This window comes from Brevundimonas bullata (genome assembly GCF_003350205.1).
GTDB lineage: Bacteria > Pseudomonadota > Alphaproteobacteria > Caulobacterales > Caulobacteraceae > Brevundimonas > Brevundimonas bullata.
In genome coordinates, this window is record NZ_QLLC01000041.1 from 1 (window position 1) to 20632 (window position 20632).

Annotated in this window: 25 protein-coding genes; 13 read left to right on the top strand and 12 right to left on the bottom strand. The window is 69.5% G+C overall.

The features are described 5' to 3' along the window. A partial coding sequence (locus DXK21_RS14550) for a hypothetical protein (RefSeq protein WP_211306049.1) occupies positions 1–523 on the top strand: 523 nt, incomplete at its 5' end. An 86-nt stretch (positions 524–609) separates the two neighbouring features. On the opposite strand, the gene DXK21_RS14555 is transcribed toward DXK21_RS14550, so the two are convergent. Beyond that, positions 610–798: a hypothetical protein gene (locus DXK21_RS14555; RefSeq protein WP_114818500.1), complete on the bottom strand. Its 189-nt coding sequence runs from the start codon at positions 796–798 to the stop codon at positions 610–612. 194 nt (positions 799–992) lie between these two features. Between DXK21_RS14555 and DXK21_RS14560 the strand changes: the two genes are divergently transcribed. From DXK21_RS14560 to DXK21_RS14580, 5 genes are all read left to right on the top strand, one after another. Next, positions 993–1604, top strand: coding sequence for a superoxide dismutase (locus tag DXK21_RS14560; protein WP_114818501.1), 612 nt, complete (start codon positions 993–995; stop codon positions 1602–1604). Positions 1605–1742: 138 nt separating this feature from the next. After that, a complete protein-coding gene (locus tag DXK21_RS14565) occupies positions 1743–2672 on the top strand; it encodes an MBL fold metallo-hydrolase (protein ID WP_114818502.1) in 930 nt (309 codons plus the stop codon). Positions 2673–2835: 163 nt separating this feature from the next. Beyond that, positions 2836–3453 (top strand): 30S ribosomal protein S4, encoded by a 618-nt coding sequence (gene rpsD / locus DXK21_RS14570; protein WP_114818503.1) that lies wholly within the window; start codon positions 2836–2838, stop codon positions 3451–3453. 140 nt (positions 3454–3593) lie between these two features. Next, a complete protein-coding gene (locus DXK21_RS14575; RefSeq protein ID WP_114818520.1) occupies positions 3594–3983 on the top strand; it encodes a hypothetical protein in 390 nt (129 codons plus the stop codon). A gap of 100 nt (positions 3984–4083) precedes the next feature. Beyond that, complete coding sequence (locus tag DXK21_RS14580; RefSeq protein ID WP_114818504.1) at positions 4084–6480, top strand: bifunctional diguanylate cyclase/phosphodiesterase; 2397 nt, start codon at positions 4084–4086, stop codon at positions 6478–6480. Here DXK21_RS14580 and DXK21_RS14585 read toward each other — a convergent pair. Further along, entirely contained in the window at positions 6435–7565 is a 1131-nt protein-coding gene (locus DXK21_RS14585) for an NADH:flavin oxidoreductase/NADH oxidase (protein ID WP_114818505.1), read from the bottom strand. The genes DXK21_RS14580 and DXK21_RS14585 overlap by 46 nt on opposite strands. 145 nt (positions 7566–7710) lie before the next feature. On the opposite strand from DXK21_RS14585, the gene DXK21_RS17070 reads away from it, so the two are divergent. Both DXK21_RS17070 and DXK21_RS14590 read left to right on the top strand, forming a co-directional pair. Then, entirely contained in the window at positions 7711–7839 is a 129-nt protein-coding gene (locus DXK21_RS17070) for a hypothetical protein (protein ID WP_281269035.1), read from the top strand. Beyond that, positions 7840–8223: a hypothetical protein gene (locus DXK21_RS14590; RefSeq protein ID WP_114818506.1), complete on the top strand. Its 384-nt coding sequence runs from the start codon at positions 7840–7842 to the stop codon at positions 8221–8223. A 67-nt stretch (positions 8224–8290) separates the two neighbouring features. Here DXK21_RS14590 and DXK21_RS14595 read toward each other — a convergent pair whose 3' ends face one another. From DXK21_RS14595 to DXK21_RS14620, 6 genes are all read right to left on the bottom strand, one after another. Then, positions 8291–8647: an endonuclease domain-containing protein gene (locus DXK21_RS14595; protein WP_114818507.1), complete on the bottom strand. Its 357-nt coding sequence runs from the start codon at positions 8645–8647 to the stop codon at positions 8291–8293. 71 nt (positions 8648–8718) lie between these two features. Further along, on the bottom strand, positions 8719–9144 hold the full coding sequence (locus tag DXK21_RS14600) for a thioesterase family protein (protein ID WP_114818508.1): 426 nt from the start codon (positions 9142–9144) through the stop codon (positions 8719–8721). A gap of 5 nt (positions 9145–9149) precedes the next feature. Then, the gene (gene grxD, locus DXK21_RS14605; RefSeq protein ID WP_114818509.1) at positions 9150–9518 is read right to left on the bottom strand and encodes a Grx4 family monothiol glutaredoxin; all 369 of its coding nucleotides are present in this window, start codon (positions 9516–9518) and stop codon (positions 9150–9152) included. A gap of 236 nt (positions 9519–9754) precedes the next feature. Then, positions 9755–11002 carry a hypothetical protein gene (locus DXK21_RS14610; RefSeq protein WP_114818510.1) on the bottom strand — a complete coding sequence of 416 codons (1248 nt, stop codon included), beginning with the start codon at positions 11000–11002 and terminating at the stop codon, positions 9755–9757. 133 nt (positions 11003–11135) lie between these two features. After that, complete coding sequence (locus DXK21_RS14615) at positions 11136–11477, bottom strand: hypothetical protein (RefSeq protein ID WP_114818521.1); 342 nt, start codon at positions 11475–11477, stop codon at positions 11136–11138. 109 nt (positions 11478–11586) lie between these two features. Further along, positions 11587–12498: a LysR family transcriptional regulator gene (locus tag DXK21_RS14620; RefSeq protein WP_114818511.1), complete on the bottom strand. Its 912-nt coding sequence runs from the start codon at positions 12496–12498 to the stop codon at positions 11587–11589. Between the two features lie 56 nt (positions 12499–12554). On the opposite strand from DXK21_RS14620, the gene DXK21_RS14625 reads away from it, so the two are divergent. Beyond that, positions 12555–13700, top strand: a complete 1146-nt coding sequence (locus DXK21_RS14625; protein ID WP_162790703.1) for an MFS transporter — start codon at positions 12555–12557, stop codon at positions 13698–13700. Here the strand turns inward: DXK21_RS14625 and yczR are convergent. Then, the gene (gene yczR, locus DXK21_RS14630; RefSeq protein WP_114818513.1) at positions 13697–15145 is read right to left on the bottom strand and encodes a MocR-like transcription factor YczR; all 1449 of its coding nucleotides are present in this window, start codon (positions 15143–15145) and stop codon (positions 13697–13699) included. The genes DXK21_RS14625 and yczR overlap by 4 nt on opposite strands. A gap of 66 nt (positions 15146–15211) precedes the next feature. Between yczR and yczE the strand changes: the two genes are divergently transcribed. Continuing rightward, the gene (gene yczE / locus DXK21_RS14635) at positions 15212–15814 is read left to right on the top strand and encodes a membrane protein YczE (RefSeq protein WP_245945234.1); all 603 of its coding nucleotides are present in this window, start codon (positions 15212–15214) and stop codon (positions 15812–15814) included. Between the two features lie 77 nt (positions 15815–15891). After that, positions 15892–16656, top strand: a complete 765-nt coding sequence (locus DXK21_RS14640; RefSeq protein ID WP_114818515.1) for an SDR family oxidoreductase — start codon at positions 15892–15894, stop codon at positions 16654–16656. Between the two features lie 3 nt (positions 16657–16659). On the opposite strand, the gene DXK21_RS14645 is transcribed toward DXK21_RS14640, so the two are convergent. Next, a complete protein-coding gene (locus DXK21_RS14645) occupies positions 16660–18318 on the bottom strand; it encodes a peptide chain release factor 3 (RefSeq protein ID WP_114818516.1) in 1659 nt (552 codons plus the stop codon). Positions 18319–18463: 145 nt separating this feature from the next. On the opposite strand from DXK21_RS14645, the gene DXK21_RS16695 reads away from it, so the two are divergent. Beyond that, the gene (locus tag DXK21_RS16695; protein WP_170136972.1) at positions 18464–18601 is read left to right on the top strand and encodes a hypothetical protein; all 138 of its coding nucleotides are present in this window, start codon (positions 18464–18466) and stop codon (positions 18599–18601) included. Positions 18602–18621: 20 nt separating this feature from the next. Here DXK21_RS16695 and DXK21_RS14650 read toward each other — a convergent pair whose 3' ends face one another. Both DXK21_RS14650 and DXK21_RS14655 read right to left on the bottom strand, forming a co-directional pair. After that, positions 18622–19002: a hypothetical protein gene (locus DXK21_RS14650; RefSeq protein WP_114818517.1), complete on the bottom strand. Its 381-nt coding sequence runs from the start codon at positions 19000–19002 to the stop codon at positions 18622–18624. A 295-nt stretch (positions 19003–19297) separates the two neighbouring features. Then, entirely contained in the window at positions 19298–19630 is a 333-nt protein-coding gene (locus tag DXK21_RS14655) for a DUF1491 family protein (RefSeq protein WP_114818518.1), read from the bottom strand. A 92-nt stretch (positions 19631–19722) separates the two neighbouring features. Between DXK21_RS14655 and DXK21_RS14660 the strand changes: the two genes are divergently transcribed. Next, positions 19723–20553 carry a hypothetical protein gene (locus tag DXK21_RS14660; RefSeq protein WP_245945235.1) on the top strand — a complete coding sequence of 277 codons (831 nt, stop codon included), beginning with the start codon at positions 19723–19725 and terminating at the stop codon, positions 20551–20553. Positions 20554–20632: the final 79 nt, after the last annotated feature.

A 20632-nucleotide genomic window follows, 5' to 3' on the forward strand; every position in this document is an offset into this window, starting at 1 on the left:
CGTCGCCACCTTCCGCCCCGCCGTGGGTCCGCACGTTTTTACACAGCCTCGACCCATTGCGGACGTTCGAACGCGCTGCGAAGCTCCATCCATGCTGGACATTCAACCGAACGTAGGCGTCGCCGGGCTCACCTTTGGTGCATCACTCGATGAGGTGCAGCAGCGGTGGGGAAAGCCTATTTCGACAGCGCAAAATCGTTCGGGTGAAACGGTCTTCGCCTATCCGGATATTCAGCTGACTTTTGATGACGCCGGGCTGGCAGAGGTTGGCGTTGCGCCCCAAGCCGACCCCGTTGTGGACGGGGCACGGCCGCTCTCGTCAAAGGCCGACTTCGAACGCTTGGTCAGAGACGACGGGCAAGCCCAACAGGTGTTCGGCTTCATCGTTCTTGAGACGTTGGGGCTGACGATTACCGGGGTTCACGACGGCGACACGGAGCAACTGGCTCTGACTGCCTTCCGAACAGGCCGCTGGGCGCGGCTGCGGGATCAGATGACACCCTTCCAGATATCGCAAAGCTGACTTCCGCTTCCCACCCTTCGCGGACATTCAACGTAGCCGCTTTAGACCCTCAACCCTCTAAAGCAGGTGCAGGCGTAGCCCCAGCCTCACACCCTCAGATCAAAATGGCGCGGTTCGGCGCCGCGGCGTTCGCGGGCGGCGTCGTGCAGGGTGTCGGCCAGGTCGAGCAACTGGTGGCGGCGCAGGCGCGGGATGATCTCCAGCAGTTGCAGTCTCAGGGTCTCGGCTTCGGCGTCGGTCAGGGGGGCGGGCCGGCGGGGGGAACGAGAAAGCATGGCGATCCTCCTTTCGGAAGGTCACGGGGGGAGGTGTCGGGGCGACCCTTGGGAAACAACTGTTTCGCCCATCCGGTTCCAGAACGGCCTTGTTGCGCGAAAAACTGAACAAACGTCGCCGCAGGGGCTTGGGTATGCAGCGCGCGGCCCTAGATAGGGGCCAGAAGACTCAAAACCGCCGAGAGGAACCTCCCATGGCCTTCGTCCTGCCCCCGCTGCCCTACGCCCACGACGCGCTGGAGCCCGTCATCGACAAGGAGACGATGAGCTTCCACTACGACAAGCACCATCAAACCTATGTCGACAACCTGAACAAGGCCGTGGCCGCTGCGGGCGTCGAAGGCCAGTCGTTCGACGAACTGTTCGCCAAGATGTCGACCCTGCCGGTCGCCGTGCGCAACAACGCCGGCGGCGTGTGGAACCACACCTTCTTCTGGGAAGGCCTGGCCCCCGTCGGCACGGGCGGCGAACCCTCGGCTGAGCTGGCCGCCGCCATCGACGCCGACCTGGGCGGCATGGACGCCTTCAAGGAGGCCTTCAACGCGGCCGGCCTGGGCCGCTTCGGTTCGGGCTGGGCCTGGCTGATCGTGCAGGACGGCAAGCTGAAGATCATCTCGACGCCGAACCAGGACAACTCCCTGATGGACTTCGCCGAGGAGAAGGGCGCGGCCCTGCTCGTCGCCGACGTCTGGGAGCACGCCTACTACCTGAAGTACCAGAACCGCCGCGCCGAGTTCCTGGCCGCCTTCTGGTCCATCGTGAACTGGAACAAGGTCAACGAACTCTTCGCCGCCGCCAAGGGCTGAAACGCCCGGCTATCGGCCTGATCCTGCGGCCGCCGTCCCTGACCGGGGCGGCGGCCGTTTCTTTTGGCGGCGCCGGTTGCGGGCGGTGCGGGGCGTCCCATCTCAAGTCCTGCTGCAACGCTTTGCTTGAGGGCCTCCATGATCCGTTCCGCCTCCCTGATCACCCTGGCCGCCCTCGCGGCCGCCCTGACGGCCTGTTCGCCGCCGGCCGACAAGACCCCGGCCGCCGACGCCTCGGCTGCGGCCACGACCGTCGCCGCCAGCCCCGACGTGCATCCCTTCACCATCGGCGCCCTGCAAGCCTACGCCCTGCTCGACGGGCGGCTGACGGTTCCGAACGACAGCAAGACCCTGGGCGTCGGCCGAACCCAGGCCGAGGTTTCCGCCGTCCTGACCGCCGCCGGCCTGTCGGCGGACAAGATCGACCTCGACATCCAGCCGCTGCTGGTCCGCGACGGCGAGCGGGTCGTGCTGTTCGACACCGGCGCCGGCAGCCAGATGGGCACGGAGGGCAAGTTGCTCGCCTCGCTGCGCGCGGCGGGCGTCGAACCGGCCCAGATCACCGACATCCTGATCTCGCACGGTCACGGCGACCACGTCGGCGGGCTGCTGGATGCGTCAGGCGCCTTGGTCTTCCCCAACGCCGCCATCCGCATGACGGCGGCCGAATGGGCGGCCTTGAAGGCCAACAAGGACATGGCCGCCCTGGTCGCGGGGATTACGCCCAAGGTGCAGACCTTCCAGCCGGGCGCTCAGGTCCTCCCGAACATCCTGGCTGTCGCCGTGAACGGCCATACGCCAGGCCACACCGCCTATGAGATCACCTCCGGCGACCAGAGCCTGCTCTATATCGGCGACACGGCGCACCACTCGGTGATCTCGGTGCAGCAGCCCGACTGGACCATCGCCTTCGACGGCGACGCCCCGACCGCCCAGGCCAGCCGCAAGGCCCTGCTGCAAGGCGCCGCCGAGCGGAACACGCGGATCTACGCCGTCCACTTCCCCTGGCCGGGCCTGGGCCGCGTGACCAAACAGGGCGAGACCCTGGTCTGGACGCCCGAGTCCTGAGCCTCGACGTTGACTCCGGGAGGGCGGGCCTTCATAAGCCCGCTCTTCTCGCATCGGGTTCCGGCCCGAGGCGCAGATTGACTACGGACGATGCGTGGACCGCCGTTGAGATCGCCGCTCCAATCGGGGAGGGGCCGGGCCGCATCAGCATGAAGAGTGACTTATGTCCAAGCGCCATAGCGCCAAGTACAAACTCGATCGGGTCATGGGTGAAAACCTGTGGGGCCGCGCCAAGTCTCCGGTTAACAAGCGCTCGTACGGCCCCGGCCAGCACGGTCAGCGCCGCAAGTCGAAAGTCTCGGACTTCGGCCTGCAACTGAAGGCCAAGCAGAAGCTCAAGGGCTACTACGGCAACATCACCGAGAAGCAATTCTCGGCCATCTATGATGAAGCCGGCCGCCGCAAGGGCAACACCTCGGAAAACCTGATCGGTCTGCTGGAATCGCGTCTGGACGCCATCGTCTACCGCGCCAAGTTCGTCCCGACCGTCTGGGCCGCTCGCCAGTTCGTCAGCCACGGCCACGTGACGGTCGACGGCAAGAAGGTCGACATCGGTTCGTACCGCGTCAAGCCGGGCCAGGTCGTCGAGATCAAGGAAAAGTCGCGCCACATGGCTCTGGTGCTCGAAGCCCAGCAGTCGTCGGAACGCGATGTGCCTGATTACCTGGAACAGGGTGATCGCGGCTTCTCGGTCCGTTACGTCCGCGTGCCGGAACTGTCCGACGTGCCGTACCCGGTCAAGATGGAACCGAACCTGGTCGTCGAATACTACTCGTCCTGATTTCAGGCGTTCGACGATAGAGTTGATGGAAGCCCCGGTGCGAACCGGGGCTTCTTTCTTATTCAGCATCCGCTGTTCCCTTGGTGAAGGAAGCAGCGCATTCTGACCGGGTGGACCATGATCCGCCCCGGAAGGCCGAGATGAGACGAACCACCGCCCTTTGCGCCATCGCCGCCGTCGCCGTCCTGGCGGGGGCTTGCGCTTCGACCGGCGCGGTGTCGACCGCCGGAATGCCCGGCCAGCTGGAGCCGATCCACGCGGCGGCCTTCACCCGCGATGTCGCCGTCTTCTGGGTCAGCTCGAACGGCTGCACCAGCAAGGCGGACGTCAAACCCTTCATCACCCGATTGCGCGACAGCGCCGTCATCACCCTGCGCCGCGTCGATGAGGACCGCTGCTCGGACGTCAAGTCCGAGGGGGTGCAGTTGCAGTGGACCTTTGAGGAACTGGGGCTGGAGCCGGGGTCCGAGGTCTTGGTCAACAACCCCTATATGATGCGCCCGGACGCCAAGGCGAACGAGGCGTCCTGATCCGGCGGCAAGGCTTCGTTAGCCATGACGAAGGACGGCGGGTTAAGAATTGGGCGGCTAGACACCCGATCCTCCCTGTCGCGTTCTCCGTTCGGATTTCATGCGTATCGTCGATTGTTTGGCCACCGCCCATAACCTGGCGCTGGTCGCCCTGGCCGCGCTTGTCTGCGTGCTGGGCAGCTGGATCACCATCAGCCTGTTGAAACGGGTCCGCAGCACGCGGGCCGGCGCGCGCGCCGCCTGGATCTTCCTGGGCGCGGTGGCGGGCGGCGCCACGGTCTGGTGCACCCACTTCGTCGCCATGATCGCCTATGAGCCGGGGATCGCCATCGCCTATGAGCCGGGTCTGACGGGCCTGTCGCTGCTGGTCGCCATCCTCGGCTCGGGGGCGGCCCAGCTGCTGGCCGCGCAACGTTTTCCGGGCTCAGGTCTGGCAGGCGGTCTGACGTTCGGCGTGAGCGTGGCCGCCATGCACTTCATCGGCATGGGGGCCTTCGCCGTCGACGCCGTGATCCAGTGGTCGGTCCCCTATGTGGTGGTCGCCGTGGTCGGCTCGCTGCTGTTCGGGGCCCTGGCCTTCAAGGCGGACAAGCTGTGGCCGACGGCCAAGGGACGCTGGCTGGCGGTCCTGTTCATGGTTCTGGGCATCGTGGTCCTGCACTTCACGGCCATGTCGGCCATGACCATCCTGCCGTTCGCGCCGTTGGACGGCGCGCTGACGGGCGACGACGCCAAGAACATTCTCGCCATCGGCGTGGCGGGCGTGGGCCTGCTGGTCCTGGGCGCCGGGGCCGCCAGCTATGCGCTGGACCATCAGTCGCGCGGCCAGGCTGAAATCCGCCTGCAACACCTGATCGAGGGCGGCGTGGACGGCATGGCGGTCGAGCGCGACGGAGTCATCGTCGGCGTGAACAGCGTCCTGCTGACGCTGGTGGGCCTGGAGCGCGAGGCCGTGATCGGCCAGAGCCTGTCGCGCTGGGCCGAGGACGCCGCGCGTCTGGTCGACGGGGACATGGTCCAGTCGTCGCTGTCCACCGCCGCGGGCGAGGTCCTGCCGATCGAACTGTCGGCCAAGCGCGACCACGCCAGCGAGGGCCATGTCATGCTCTACGCCGTGCGCGACCTGCGCGCCCGTCAGGCCCAGGAGCGCCGCATCGCCCATCTGGCGCGCAACGACAGCCTGACCGGCCTGCCCAACCGCGCCTCCTTCCTGGAGCGTCTCAGCCGCCAGACAGCGACCATCAGGCCGGGCGAGACCCTGGCCCTGTTCGCCCTGGACCTGAACCGCTTCAAGGAGGTCAACGACCTGTACGGCCACGCCGTCGGCGACCAGCTGCTGTGCCGCATCTCGGACCATCTGCGCGAGGCGCTGAGGGACGGCGAGTTCGTCGCCCGGCAAGGCGGCGACGAGTTCGTGGCCATGGCCCCGGTGGCGTCGCAGGCGGAGGCCCTGGCCGTGGCCCAGCGCCTGCGCGCGGCCATCATCCAGCCGGTCAACATCGAACACGCCGACCTGTCCTGCGGCGCCAGCATCGGCGTCTCGCTGTGGCCCCAGGACGCGGACGACCTGTCGACCCTGATCAACAACGCCGACCTGGCCATGTACCGGGCCAAGGGGTCGCTGACGGTCGATATCTGCTTCTATGAGGCGGATATGGATCAGGCCGTGCGCGCGCGGCGCCGCGTCACCCAGGCCCTGCGCGAGGCCCTGGATAACGAGCAGTTCGAGCTGCACTATCAGGTCCAGGCCTCGGTCGAGACCGGCAAGGCCACCGGCTACGAGGTCCTGCTGCGCTGGAAGGACGAGAGCGGCCGCAACATCCCGCCGTCCGACTTCATCCCCGTGGCCGAGGAAACGGGCCTGATCCTGCCCATCGGCGAATGGGTGCTGCGTCAGGCCTGCAAGCAGGCCGCCGCCTGGGCCGAGCCGCACAGGATCGCGGTCAACCTGTCGCCGGTGCAGCTGGGCCATGTGGACCTGCCGCGCCTGGTGCATCAGGTCCTGCTGGAGACGGGCCTGGCGCCTTCGCGGCTGGAGCTGGAGATCACCGAGACGGCCATGATCAGCGACATGGAGCGCACCACCCACGTCCTGCGTCAGCTGAAGGCGCTCGGCGTCACCATCGCCATGGACGACTTCGGCACCGGCTATTCCTCGCTGTCGACCCTGCGGGCCTTCCCCTTCGACAAGATCAAGCTGGACCGCTCCTTCATGACCGAGCTGGACGGCGCCGGGCCGCAGTCGCGGGCCATCATCCGCGCCGTCCTGACCATCGGCGAAAGCCTGGCCATCCCGGTCCTGGCCGAGGGCGTCGAAACCGCCGAGCAGCTGGCCTTCCTGCGTGCGCAGGGCTGCAACGAGGTCCAGGGCTATCTGCTGGGCCGGCCCCAGCCGGAAGCCGACGCCTTGTCGAACGGCGCCGCCGTGATCGCGGCGACGCCGTTGAAGGATCAGGCCGCGACGGACCCGTCAGCCAAGGCCCGCGCCGTCGCATAGCCGGGCCAGTGGGCCGCGCCGGCCCGTTCGTACTGGACCGGCAGGCCTTCAGGCTGACCCAGGGCGACGGCGGCGTGGTGGCCCCAGTTGGGGTCGTCCAGCACCGCGCGGGCCACGGCGATCAGGTCGGCCTTGCCTTGGGTCAGCAGGTCCTCGGCCTGTTGCGGGCTGACGATCATGCCCACCGCCATGACATTGGCCTCAGGCGTCGCCGCCTTGACCGCCTCGGCGAAGGCGACCTGATAATTGGGCTGGTCGCCGGGGATGCGGGCCGTGGCGACATTGCCGCCGCTGGTCAGGTGCAGATAGTCGTAGCCCATGGCGTGCAGGGCCTGACCAAAGACGGCGGCCTCGTCCGGGGTGATGCCGCCCTCGGTCCAGTCCGAACCGTTGAAGCGCACGCCCAGGGCCTTGGTCCGGGGCCAGGCGTCGCGCAGGGCCTGGGCTGCCCGCAGCGGGAAACGCATCCGGTTCTCCAGCGATCCGCCGAACTCGTCGGTCCGCTCGTTCGACAGCGGCGACAGGAACTGGGTCAGCAGATAGCCGTGGGCCGCGTGCAGTTCGACCAGATCGAACCCGGCCCGGTCGGCGCGTTTGGCTGACTCGACAAAGGCCGCGACCACCCGGTCCATGCCCGCCTGATCCAGGGCCGTAGGCGTGTGCCAGTCGGCCTTGAAGGCCTGGGCCGAGGCGGAGAAGGTCTCCCACGCCTTGTCGGCGGGGGCGGGGCCGCCTCGGTCGATCCACGGCGGATTGGTCGAGGCCTTGCGCCCCGCGTGGCCCAACTGGATGCCGATGGGCGTGTCGGAATAGGTGCGGATGTCGCGGATGATCTTGGCGAAGGCGGCTTCCTGCTCGTCGTTCCACAGGCCGGTGTCGGCCCAGGAAATGCGCCCCGCCGCCTCGACGCCCGTGGCCTCGATCACCACCAGGCCGGCGCCGGACAGGGCCAGGCGGCCGATGTGCTGGGCGTGCCAGGGCTGGGGCACGCCGTCCACGGCGGAATACTGGCACATGGGGGCGACGACGATGCGGTTCTTCAGCGTCAGCGGCCCGACGGCGCGCGGGGTGAACAGCAGGCTCATGAGGGATCTTTCGATGGTCGGGGGAGGAGGGCGACACAGTAGCTATGACTGTGGCGGTTTCGTTCAAGCCCACCCTTTCCGATTATTCACGTGATCCCGCACGGTGACGCTGGCAGTTTGCGGCCAGCCAATAAGGAAATCCCCCATGCGCCGTCTCATCATCGCTCTCGCCGTCGCCGCCGTCGCCGCCCCCCTGCTGTCGGGCTGCATCATCATCGCCAGCGAAAAGCCGACCACCCGCGTCATCCATTCGTCGCCCGCCGAGGCCAACTAAATGCGTCTTTTCCCCGCGCTCGCCGCCGTCGCCCTGCTGCCCTTGCTGGGCGGCTGCGTCATCTATTCGAACGAGGGCGGGGAGAAGGTCTCGGTCATGTCCGACCGCGTCGCCGTTGAGACCGAGACCTTGGAAGCCGTCCGCAAGGTCGACTTTGACGGCCAGCGCCTGAACGTCGTGGTCGGCTCCAACGGCTGCACCGAGGCCTCCAGCTTCGAGGTCAAGATCAAGGACGGCGACCCCGCCGAACTCAGCCTGACCCGCCGCACCCCGGACCTGTGCCGCGCCATCGTCCGCGAAGGCGTCACGGTCAGCTGGACCTACGCCGAACTGGGCCTGACCCCCGGCGCGGCAGTTCGCGTGCTGAACCCGATCAGTTTGTAGTCAAAAGCCAAGTCTTTCCTCCCCACTTCGTGGGGAGGGGGACCGCGTAGCGGTGGAGGGGGCGGCGCTACGCCTGCCGTTTGAGCGCTGCGTTCCTGATCGCGTTCAAAATACCCTCGACATCGTCTCGCACGTCGCAGGACGCAACGCGTAGAACTGAGATGCCCTTGGTTGCCAGCCAGGCCGTGCGGCGCCCGTCGTGGCGCACCTGATCCGCGTCGCCGTGGATCAGGCCGTCGACTTCGATGGCCAACGCCAGTTCGGCGCAATAGAAATCAAGGATGTAGGGACCGACAGGGTGCTGGCGACGGAACTTCAGTCCTTCGAGCTTGCGCCCTTTCAACTGCGCCCACAGTTGGGCTTCCGGCGGCGTCAACGCGCGTCGCATCGTGCGCGCACGCTCGTGACTTATGCTGTCGGCCATGGCGTCGCCCCCTCCACCACTTCGTGGTCCCCCTCCCCATTGCTGCGCAACAGGGAGGAAAGGGCAAGTCGCTAAGCCGAAAACGGCCCCAGCATCTCCGCCGGGATGCGGGCGGGGCGCAGGGTTTCGGCGTCGACCAGGCACCATTCCGACAGGCCTTGCGCGCACAGGCGGCCTTCGCCGTCCTCGATGCGGACATAGCGGTTGAAGCGCGGGCCCTGGGGGTCGCCGACCCAGGTGCGGGCGACGACGCCGACTGAACCGGGTGCAATGCCGCGCAGGTAGTCGATCTCGTGCCTCAGGGCGACCCAGGACCACTTCGCCCGCGTCGCCTCGTCGAAGCGCGCGTTCCAGTGGGCCGTGCCGACGTCCTGCAGCCAGCCGACATAGACGACGTTGTTGACGTGGTTGTTCTCGTCGATGTGCTCCGGCCGCACGTCCAGCGGGACGACGAAGACCTCGCGGTCTTCACGCGGTTGCAGCTGCGGCCGGGCCATAAAGCTTAGGCCTCGCCGAGGGGCACGCCCTTCTCGACCATCAGGGCCTGAAGTTCGCCGGCCTGGAACATCTCGCGCACGATGTCCGACCCGCCCACGAACTCGCCCTTGACGTAGAGCTGGGGGATGGTCGGCCAGTCGGTGAAGCTCTTGATGCCGTCGCGAAGGCTCTCGTCCTGAAGCACGTCGACGCCGACGAAGGCCGCGCCCACGTGGTCGAGGATCTGCACCGCCAGCGAGGAGAAGCCGCAGCGCGGCGCGTCCGGCGTGCCCTTCATGAACAGGACCACGTCATGTTCGGCGACTGTCTGGGCGATGAAGGCGTGGACGGGGTCGGCGGCGGCGCCAACGGGGGCGGTCGTTTGATCGGTCACGGTAAGGGGCCTTTCAGAGAAGCCCGTCAGCTAGGCGCCCAATGGGGCCGGGTCAAGGCCGGGGCCTGACTTCTCCCTCCCCCAGCGGGGGAGGGCGGCTGAGCCTGCAAGGCGAAGCCGGGTGGGGGCGGCGCGGCAAGTCAAGCGCGGCGCTCGGTGTCGCCTGGCCCTCCCCACCCGGTCGCTTCGCGACCACCCTCCCCGAACGGGGAGGGAGAGGCGGCGGCGCTTGCGCCTCAGGCGGTTTCCGGCGTCCGCGCCAGGCGTTCGGCGCGCTGGGCCAGGGCCGGGGCGCCGTGTTCGCGGGCGGTGGCGGCGGCCTCGACCAGCATCAGCCCCAGACCGCGCGGGGTCTGGCCGGTCCAGCGGGCGCGGGCCAGGGCGATCCGCGCCATGCCGATCTGATCCGAGGCCCAGTCCAGCGGGGTCGCCAGGATCGACGGCCGCACCAGCCGCCGGCGCAGCCCGGTCTCGATCTCCAGCAGGGCCGACAGGTCGCCGACCGAACCGGCGCGGGTGGTCTCCTGGGCGACGCGGCGTTCGTGGGCCAGGGCGCCCAGCACCAGTCCGCCGCCCTCCGTCAGGGCTTCGGCCTGAATCAGGACCAGCAGGGGCAGGGTCTCGCGCTCGGCCCGCAGCACCTGAATGGCGGCCCAGTCCAGCGGACTGTGGTCGGGGGTGAACTGGTCGGCGGCGGCGTCGAACAGGGCGTGGGCCTGATCGCGGGCGGTGACGTCGTCGGCGATGGCCGCCAGCGCGGCCATACCGGCGGCGCACAGGGCCAGGGCGCGGGCGCGGCTGAGGGGGCGTTGCTCGGGCGAGGCGGCCTCCACCAGGGCACGCAGATCGCCGCCGGCCTGATCCAGCAGGCGCGGATCGCGCGCGGCCAGCCCGGCCTCCAGCGCCAGGGCGGCGCGGTCCAGCCGTAGATCATCCTCCAGCGGGCGGTGGCCTCTGAGGCCGTGCAGGGCGGCGTCCATCAGGCTTGAGGCTTCCTGCAACGCCGCGATCTCGCCCGAGATCGAGGCCAAGCGCGCCCGCAGCCGGGCGTTCAGGGCGGCGACGGCGGCGGCGGTGTCGCTGCGACGGGCCGCGGGCAGGGCCTTCAGCAGGGTCAGGGCCGCGTCGATCCGTTCGGGTTCGCCGCACAGGTCGAAGGCGAGCATCCCGGTATGGGCCAGTTCCAGCGCCGCACGGATGGTCTGGTCGTCGTTGCGGGCGTGGCGGGCGGCGTCGCGGGCGGCGGCCTCGGCCTTGTCCAGACTGGCGGCGGCGCCGCAGCGGCGGGCGTGCTCGCGCCACAGGGCCGAGGCGCGCAGGGCCGCGTCATGCGGGCGCGGGCAGGAGACGCGCCCGGCGTCCACCGTCTGTTGCCGGGCCTCGACCTCGACCAGACCCAGGCCGATCAGCTCCAGCCAGCCGAGATCGTCGCTGTCGCGCGCCTTCTCGAACAACCGTCGCAGGTCTCTGCCGAATTCGAACATCGCTGGCCTTCATCGTCCCGCTTCGGGATCGCGAGGGCGATCCTGGTGACGCACAAGCAAACGCAGCGCCGCGGGATGGGTTCGACTTGAGCATATGCGTGAAATTCGCGCGGGGTCCGGCGCGGCGCGGACTTTAGCCCAGACGAGGGGTCTTCTGGCGGCAGCGCGTCAGCACGGCGCGGGCCTCGGCCTCACCGGCGGACAGGCGTTTGACCGAATCGAGACGGGCGCGGGTCTGGTCGTTCTCGGCGGCGACGGGGTCGCGGCCCGAGGCGGTCGCCGCCTGCATGGCCGCCAGCGACCAGTAGAGGGCGGCGTCATAGAGGGTGCGGCCATAACGGCTCTCGCCGCCTTCCAGCTCAGACGCCGCCTGGGTCAGTCCAGCGCACCGCACCGCCTCGTCATAGGAGACGAGCCGGGTCGTCTGGGCCTGGCCCAGAACCGCAAGCGCGGCTGTGACGACAGCGATGAACATCTGAAACTCCACGGCGCCCCGACGAGAGTGAACCCGGCGCCGCACCGCCATAGAGAACCACGGTCGTGTGTCGGATGAAAGACGCGTTCATGCAAACTTCAGGTTGCAGTCAATGCGGCGGCTCAGGTCTCGGCGCAGGGGGCACGGCCTGGCCCTGATCGACCAGCCAGCGGACGAAGGCGCGCCGCGCCCGCGACGGCTCGCCCGCGCCGGGAATGGCCGAGACCGCGCCGCCGTCGGCGTGAAAGCCGAACGGCGCCAGCAGCCGCCCGTCCTGCACTGCCTCCGCCGCCAGCGCCCAGGGCAGGACCGCCGCGCCCCAGCCGGCCAGGGCCGCGTCCAGCACGAAATGCAGGTGGGCGACCGGACGTTCGGACGTGGCTGTTGAGCGCCGCCCGCTGAGCTCGGCCCAGTCCTTCCAGCCGGTGACGTGGGTACGCGCGGTCAGTCGCGGCGCGGTCAGCACCGCCGCGCGCGGATCGTCGCCGGCCAGCGAGGGTGCGATCACCGGGCCGACGGCGTTGGCGATGATCCGCTCGGCCTTCAGCGTCTCGATCCGCTCGGGGTCGAGCAGACGCAGCACCACGTCGGCGCCGCGATGACTGACGGCATGGGGCGCCAGTTCCACCAGATGCACCCGCACCTCGGGATGCCGCCGCCCGAAGTCGGCCAGACGCGGGATCAGCCATTTGACCGACAGGCTGGCGTTGACGGCAACGTGCAGGTCCTGACCCTCGCTGCGCGCCCTGGCCACGGCGGCGGCGAGGCCGTCAAACGCAGCCGTCAGGCCGGGCAGCAGGTCCCGGCCCGCCCGCGTCAGGCTCAGGGCGTGACGCGGCCCCTCGAACAGCCGCACCCCCATCTGGGCCTCCAGCGCCTTGACCTGTCGGCTGACGGCGCTGTGGGTCACGTTCAGCTCGGCCCCCGCCAGGGTCGCGCTGCCGGTCCGCGCCATGGCTTCGAAGGCCCGCAAGGCGTTCAGCGAGGGCAGGGCGGCGCCGGGTGTGAGGTTTTCGAACATGCCTCTCCCGATAGGTCGCTTTCGCCCCGGCGGCAATGCGGCGACGACAGCGCCTTATGTCGTCCCATGCCTCTCGTCTGATCGTCCCCGTCCTCGGCTTCGGCCTGATCGTCGCCTTCGCCTCCAGCTACTATCTGCTGGGGGTGCTGGCCGAGCCGCTGGCGGCGGGGACGGGAACCACGCCGTCGCTGGTGTTCGCGGGGCTGTCCGGGGCCTTCCTGATCTCGGCGGCGCTCAGCCCCTTCGGCGGACGCTGGGTCGATCGGCGCGGCGGGCGCGAGGTGCTGACGGTCGCCTCGGTGGTCTTTGCGCTCGGCTTGGCGGGTCTGGGCCTGTCGCAGGGGCCGGTCAGCGTGGTGGCCGCCATCCTGACGCTGGGCATCGGCATGGGGGTCGGCTTCTACGGCCCGGCCTTCGCGGTTCTGGTCGCCCTCCACGGCGAGGCGGCGAAGAAGCCGATCACGGCGGTGTCCCTGATCGGGGCCTTCGGCGGGGCGCTGGGCTGGCCCGCGACCCTGGCCATGATCGAGGCGGTCGGCTGGCGCGGGGCCTGTTTCGGCTGGGCGGCCCTGCATCTGCTGGTCTGTCTGCCGCTCTACCTGACGATCCTGCCGGACGGTCGCGCCGGGCCGCGTCCCTCGGCGGACAGCGCGCCGGTGCGCTGGGACGGGCGGATGATCCGGCTGGCGGTGCTGTTCGCCGGGGCCTGGTGGATCGCCACGGCCATGAGCGCCCACCTGCCGCGTCTGCTGGGGCGGTTGGGGCTGGAGCCGGCTCAGGCGGCGGGCGCGGCCACGCTTATGGCGGGCGCGGCGGTCGCTGTGCGGCTGCTGGCCTTTCTGACCTCAGGCAAGGGATCGCCCATCGCCGTCTTGCGGCTCGCGACCCTGCTGCACCCGCTGGGGGCGGCCGTCGCCTATCTCGGCGGCAAGGGTCTGGCCGGCGCCGTGGCCCTGGGTCAGGGGGCGGGCAACGGCCTGCTGTCGGTGGCCTCCGGCGTCCTGCCGCTGCACCTGTTCGGCAAGGAGAACTACGCCACGCGTCAGGCCCTGATCCTGACCCCGGCCCGCTTCCTTCAGGCGGCGGCCCCGCTCAGCTACGGCGTCCTGTTGGACCGCTCGGCAGGACTGGCGCTTCTGGCCTCCAGCCTGGTCTGCGGCCTGATGTTCGCCATGACCTTCGGGCTGGAGCGACGGAGCTAGATCACCGGCTCGACATCGGCCCGCGGAGTCCTGCGCGGTTTGCTCCGGTCCAGACTGGTCCAGGCGGCGGCCAGCCTCTCGACCGCGCGGTCCAGATCGGCCTCGTGGCGGCTGAAGGGCAGGCGCAGGAAGCGCTCATAAGCGCCGTTGACGCCGAAGCGCACGCCGGGCGCGATCCGCACCCCGTGGTCCGGCGCGGCCAGGGCCAGACGGGTGCTGTCGGCTCGGGGCAGTTCGACCCAGAGCGACAGGCCGCCCTCGGGACGGCGCGTCTTCCAGTCCGGCAGGGCCTCGGCCAGCCGGGCGCGCAGATGGGCCTCCTGCCGCGCAATGGTCCGGCGTCGGGCCTCCAGCGGCGCGGGATCGCCGCTCAGCAGGACGGCGGCGGCCAGCTGCTCCATGACCGGCACGCCGAGGTCCAGCGACGGGCGGCGGCGGATCACCCTGTCGACGACGTCGGCGTGGCCGCGCAGCCAGCCGACGCGTAAGCCCCCCCAGTAGGGCTTGCTGGTCGAGCCCAGTCGGACCACGTGCGGGCCGTGATCGACGGGCGGCGGCGGCGGGCGGTCGAACCACAGCTCGCGCAGGGTGTCGTCCAGCACCAGAAGGGCGCCGACGCGGGCGGCGGCGGCGGCGAGGGCCGCCTCGTCGTCCGCCGACAGGACATGGCCGGTCGGGTTCTGGTGCGCCCCGATCAGGTAGATCAGACGCGGCCTGACGCGGGCGATGGCCGCCAGCATCCCGTCCATGTCCCAGCCCTGCGGCGTCATGGCCACCGGCGTCAGGTCCAGTCCCGCCTGCACCAAGGCGTCCAGCGCATGGGGATAGCCGGGGTGCTCCACCACCACCCGGTCGCCGGGCCGGGTCGTCGCCCGCAGCAGGATGGCCAGCGCCCCCAGAGCCCCCGCCGTGACCACGATCTGGTCCGGCGACGTCGCCAGACCCTCGGCGGCGTAGCGGTCGGCGACGACGCGACGCAGGGCCTCGATCCCCACGGGCTCATAGCCCCGGCCCGGCAGGTGGGCGGGCAGGGCCTCCAGCGCCCGGGCGTAGGCGGCGTGGACCTGTTCGTCGGCGGGCATGGAGGCGGTGGCCATGTCGATGACGCCCGGCGTGTCGTCGCCCTGCATCGGCCCGTCCAGCCGCACCGGCCGCGAGGCGGCGCTGGCGGGCAGGGCGGTGACGCTGCCCGATCCGGTCCGGCTGAGAACAAAGCCCTCGGCCCGCAGGCGGTCCAGCGCCGCGCTGACGGTGATGCGGCTGACGCCTAAAGTCTCGGCCAGCCGCCGCTCGCCCGGCAGGCGCGCGTTCAGCGACAGCCGCCCGTCGAGGATCAGCAGCTTCAACGCCTCGGACAGGCGGCGATAGGCGGGCTCGCCGTCGGGCCCACGCCAGCCGTTGAGCTGACGAGACAGGGAGGCGGCGTTGACCAGGCTGTCGCGCATAAGGCCATCGTCACGAAAGCGGCTCTATAAAACAAGGCCAATTATCGACTGTATGGCCCCATGTTCATGCGTCGCTTCATCCAGCTTCAACTCGGTCTGCTGCTCTACGGGGCGTCTCTGGCCCTGATGGTCCGGGCCGATCTGGGCCTCAATCCGTGGAGCGTCCTGCATCAGGGCCTGTCGCAGCTGACGGGGCTGAGCCTCGGCATGGTCGTCAACCTGGTCGGGGCCCTGGTGTTGCTGATCTGGATTCCGCTGCGCCAGAAGCCGGGCGTGGGCACCCTCTGCAATGTCCTGGTCATCGGCACGGCGGCGGATGTGGCGCTCCTGGCCCTGCCGCCCATCGAGGGGCTGGCGCTGAGGATCGTCTTCCTGACGGCGGCCATCGTGCTGAACGGGGCGGCGACGGCGGCCTATATCGGCGCGGGCCTCGGCCCCGGCCCGCGCGACGGGCTGACCACGGGTCTGGTGCAGATCAGCGGCTGGCGCATCGGCTGGGCGCGCACGGCCATCGAGGTCGCCGTCCTGGCCATCGGCTGGCTGCTGGGCGGCGTGGCGGGCGTCGGCACCGTCCTCTACGCCCTGGCCAACGGTCCCCTGGTCCAGTGGTTCATGGTCCGCTTCGAGATCGCCCCGAAGCCGGAGGCGGCGACCGCGCCCTCGACCTGAACGCGACGTCCGAAGACCGCCAGACCCCGGCGTCGGGTCATGAAAGGAAGGCGACCTCTTTCACGCACGAGGTCGTCATGCCTGCACTCACCGACAAGGTCGCCATCATCACCGGGGCCAGTTCCGGCATCGGGGCCGCCGCCGCCCGCCTGTTCGCCCGTGAAGGCGCGGCGGTGGTCGTCACCGCCCGACGCGAGGCCGAGCTGTCGGCCCTGGTCGCGGCCATAGAGGCTGAGGGCGGCCGCGCGGTCGCCGTGCCCGGCGACATCCGCGACGAGGCCCTGGCCGAGCGTCTGGTGCGCACGGCGGTCGAGCGGTTCGGCGGGCTGGACATCGCCCTGAACAACGCCGGGGCCATCGGCGCCAATGAGCCGACGCCCGAGATCGCCCTGGACCGCTGGCAGACGACGCTGGACATCAACCTGACCGCCGCCTTCCTGGGCGCAAAGCATCAGATCCCGGCCCTGGTGGCGCGCGGCGGCGGCTCGCTGATCTTCACCTCAACCTTTGTCGGTCACGCCATCGGCATGCCGGGCATGGCGGCCTATGCGGCGGCCAAGGCGGGGCTGGTCGGCCTGTCGCGCGTCATCGCCGCCGAGTTCGGGGCGCGCGGCGTGCGCAGCAACTGCCTGCTGCCGGGCGGCACGGACACCGAGGCGGGGCGCGAGTTCGCCCACACGCCCGAGATCATCGCCTTCGTCGAGGGGATGCACGCCCTGAAGCGGATGGCGACGCCGGACGAGATCGCCCGCGCCGCCCTGTTCCTGGCGTCTGACGCCTCCAGCTTCATGACCGGCACGGCCATGCTGGTCGACGGCGGGGTGTCGATCAGCAAGACCTGAGGGTCAGCCCCGTTCCTTGGTCTTGGTGAAGGCGATCTTGGGGAAGCGTTCGGAGACGTAGCCGGTTTCCCACGACGACTTGGCCAGGAAGACCGGGGCCTGGTCGATGTCGACGGCCATCTGCGGGCGGTACTTGCCGGCGAAGTCTTCGAGGTCGGCCTTGGTCCCTTCCCCGGCGGGCGCCACCCAACGGGCCTCGGCGTAGGGGCTGGGCTCGAAGATGACGTCCAGGTTGTATTCCTCGCCCAGACGGTCGGCCATGACCTCGAATTGCAGCTGGCCGACGGCGCCGACGATGAAGTCCGAGCCCAGTTCGGGGCGGAACAGCTGGGTCACGCCTTCCTCGGCCAGACCCTCCAGCGCCTTCTTCAGGTGCTTGGCCTTCAGCGGGTCCTTGACGCGGACGCGTTGCAGGATTTCCGGGGCGAAGTTGGGCAGGCCCGCAAACCGGATCAGGCCGCTTTCCGACAGGCTGTCGCCGACGCGCAGGACCCCGTGGTTGGGGATGCCGATGACGTCGCCGGCATAGGCGTCCTCGGCCAGTTCACGGTCCGAGGCAAAGAACATGATGGGAGCGTTGACGCTCAGCGACTTGCCGGTGTTCTGCACCTTCAGCTTCATGCCGCGCTTGAACGACCCCGAGGCCATGCGGAACATGGCGATGCGGTCGCGGTGGTTGGGGTCCATATTGGCCTGGACCTTGAAGACGAAGCCGGTGACTTCGGCCTGGCCCGGCTCGACCTCGATCTCGACGGGGGCCGGGGCGTTGCGGGTCTCGGGCGGGGCTTCCTTGCGGGCGGGCATGACCTTGGGCGGCGGGGCCCATTCGCCGATGGCCGCCAGCAGTTCGTCGATGCCGAAGTGGCGCAGCGCCGAACCCCACAGCACGGGCGTCATATGGCCTTCCAGGAAGGACTGGCGGTTGAAGGTCGGATAGCCGGCCTCGATCAGCTCCTGGGTCTCCATCAGGGCCTCGTGCTCGCCGGCCTCGAAGTACTGGGCGGCCTCGGCCAGAGGCAGGGCCGCGGGGTGGGGGACGTCTTCTTTCGAGCCGGCAGGCTTCTTCGCATAGGGCTGGAACTTGCCGGTGCCCATTTCGACCATGCCGCGCAGACGGTTGCCGCTCTCGGCGGGCCACCAGATCGGGGCGGGGTCCAGCTGAAGGCGTGACGCGATCTCGTCCAGCAGGGCCATCGGGTCCTGGGCTTCGCGGTCCAGCTTGTTGATGAAGGTGATGATCGGGATGTCCCGAAGACGACACACCTCGAACAGCTTCAGCGTCTGCGGCTCGATGCCCTTGGCGGCGTCCAGCACCATGATGGCGCAGTCGGCGGCGGTCAGGGTGCGATAGGTGTCTTCCGAGAAGTCTTCGTGGCCCGGCGTGTCCAGCAGGTTGAACATCTTGGCCACGCCGTCGGACGTGGTGTGCTCGAACGTCATGACCGAGGCCGAGACCGAGATGCCGCGCTCTTTCTCGATCTTCATCCAGTCGGACTGGGTCCGCCGGTTCTCGCCGCGCGCCCGCACGGCGCCCGCCGCGCGAATGGCCCCGCCGGCCAGCAGGATATGCTCGGTCAGGGTCGTCTTGCCCGCATCCGGGTGAGCGATGATGGCGAAGGTCCGGCGGCGACCGGCCTCTTCAGCGAGCGTGAGTTTCGACATGGGGCGGCAGGTAGCGCGGGCGGGCTCAAAAGTCGATTGTCACGATGCCGTGAAAGACCCTTCGCGAAGCGGGGCTTTTAGGGGCATGCTCGTTTCTGTGAGACGCCGGTCCATGAGATCGACGCCGCAAGGGAAAGGAAACGACATGGCTTTGGTGCATCCGGGCAAGGTCCCGCCCGTCCGCAATCAGCGTGAAATCCATCCGGCCCTCTGCCTCGCGGCGGGGTTCGGCGTCATCTGCCTGGGGGCGACGACGGTGCATCTGCTGTTCAGTCTGATCTAGCCGCGCGAACGGCGGCGGCGTCAGGCCGCCAGACGTCCCCAGACCGCCTTGTCGGCGGCGACGGCGCTGAGGCGGCCGTGGGCGGCGCGCGATTGCAGCTGGCGCATGATCATCTCGGGCAGGGCGCAGAAGCGCGGCTCGACCAGTTCGGGCGCGCAGCCGGCGTCGGGCGCGGCGAACAGGGCGGCGTTGACGCCCTCGGTCTTGTGCGCGATCAGCCAGGCCAGACGCCGGGCGCGGGCCGGATCGGTCCGGTGCAGCAGGGGGTCTTCGGCGAACAGGTCGCAGCCCATTTCCAGCACATAGTCGAAGTCCAGCTTCTCGAAGCGCCGCACGTCGTGGCTCGGGGCCGGGCAGGCCTCGTCCAGATCGAACACGACGTCGTTCAAGAGAAACAGCATGGGCCGTCCACCGCTACGCAAGGCCGTTCTGGCCCGAGGAGACAGGCTTACCGGCGACTCGCTTGCGGTCCCGTTCACGAACGCGGTGAACGTGCGGTTAGGGATGATGAGGGGGGGGGCCGCGCTGCTCGCCTCTTTCCTCCCCATTCTATGGGGAGGGGGACCGCGTAGCGGTGGAGGGGGCGACGTGACGGCGGCTATCTGAGGCGGAAACTCGGAAAAGGCCCCGCCGCCCCCTCCGTCACGCCGCCTTCGGCGTCGCGCCACCTCCCCATGGAATGGGGAGAAAAGACCGCTACCCCTCCTGCACCTTCTCCGTCAGGAAATGCCGGCCCTGCCGGTCCTCGATCTCGACCACCCAGAGGTCGGGATCATAGCGGCGCTGGCGCTCGATATAGGCGTCCAGCTCGCTCTCGCTGTCGCTGACGACGGGCTGGATCCACAGGGGTTCGCCGTCCATGCCGGTGGCTTCGGCGAACAGGCGCGCCGTGCGGTCAGACGTATTATAGGCCTTGACGATCACGGCCCCGCCGCGTGCATCCCCCTTCTTGACCACGGTGGCGTAGGCGCCTTCCAGTTCGGCGCGGCGGATCAGGGCGCCGGCCCAGACATCGGTGGAAAGAAGCAATTCGCTAACCCTGATTGGACACGAGACCGGAACCTTGCGGCCCTAGGGTCGAGCCCATGAGGATAGGCCTTTCCCCCCGTTCCGCCAGCAGAATGCTGGCCGCGACGCTCGCAGCCATGGCGCTGGCGTCGCCGGTCGGCGCGGCTGTGACCGACGCCTTCTATGACCGCGCCTTCATGCTGGCCGCGCATCAGAAGTGCGATCTGTTCGAGCCCCAACTGATCGCGGCCCTGGACGCCGCCGCCTTGCAGGCGCGCAACGCGGCCCTGCGGGCGGGAACCTCGGCGGCGGATCTGACGGCGGCGGCGGCGCGGGCCCGGTCCAAGGCGTCGCGCACGGCCTGTGACGACCGCGACCTGAACCGGGTCCGGGCGCGGGTGCAGGCGGGTTTCGCCGGCTGGTCGCGGGCGGCGCGGATGAGCTTCCCCGGCGACCGCGCCGCCTGGCGCGGCGACCGCTATCAAGGTCAGACGATCGGCTGGCGCCTGGTGCAGGACAGCGCGACCGGCGGCTCGCCGGTGCGCTTCGGCCTGGCCGGAACCGGGCCGACGGCCACGACGCCGGCCGCGGTGGTGTCCTTTGTGGGGCGACCCCGGCCCTATGCTGCGCGGCTGGTGATGCGCGACCGCGAACAGACGCCCCGGGTCTGGCTGACCGGCGGGGGCCTGCCGCCGGAATCCGTGCGACGGGTCTTCTTCGCCGCCGCCGCCCATGCCGCCGATCCGGCCCTGCTGCCCGCAGGCGCGCGTCAGGGCGAGGTCTGGACCTTCTCGACCGAAGCCGCCGACGCCCTGGCCCAGCTGGACCCGCGCGAGAGCTTCGTCATCCAGTTCCTGTTCCGTGACGACAGCGTCGCCGAGGCCCGCTTCGAAGCCGGCGACTTCGCCGCCGGCCGCGCCTTCCTGGCCATGGGCGCGATCTAGGTCGATCCGCCGCCTATTTCGCAAACGACCGAGGCTGTGTGAAAACGCCTCCAGCTCGAGCGAATTAGGTTAGCCTTCT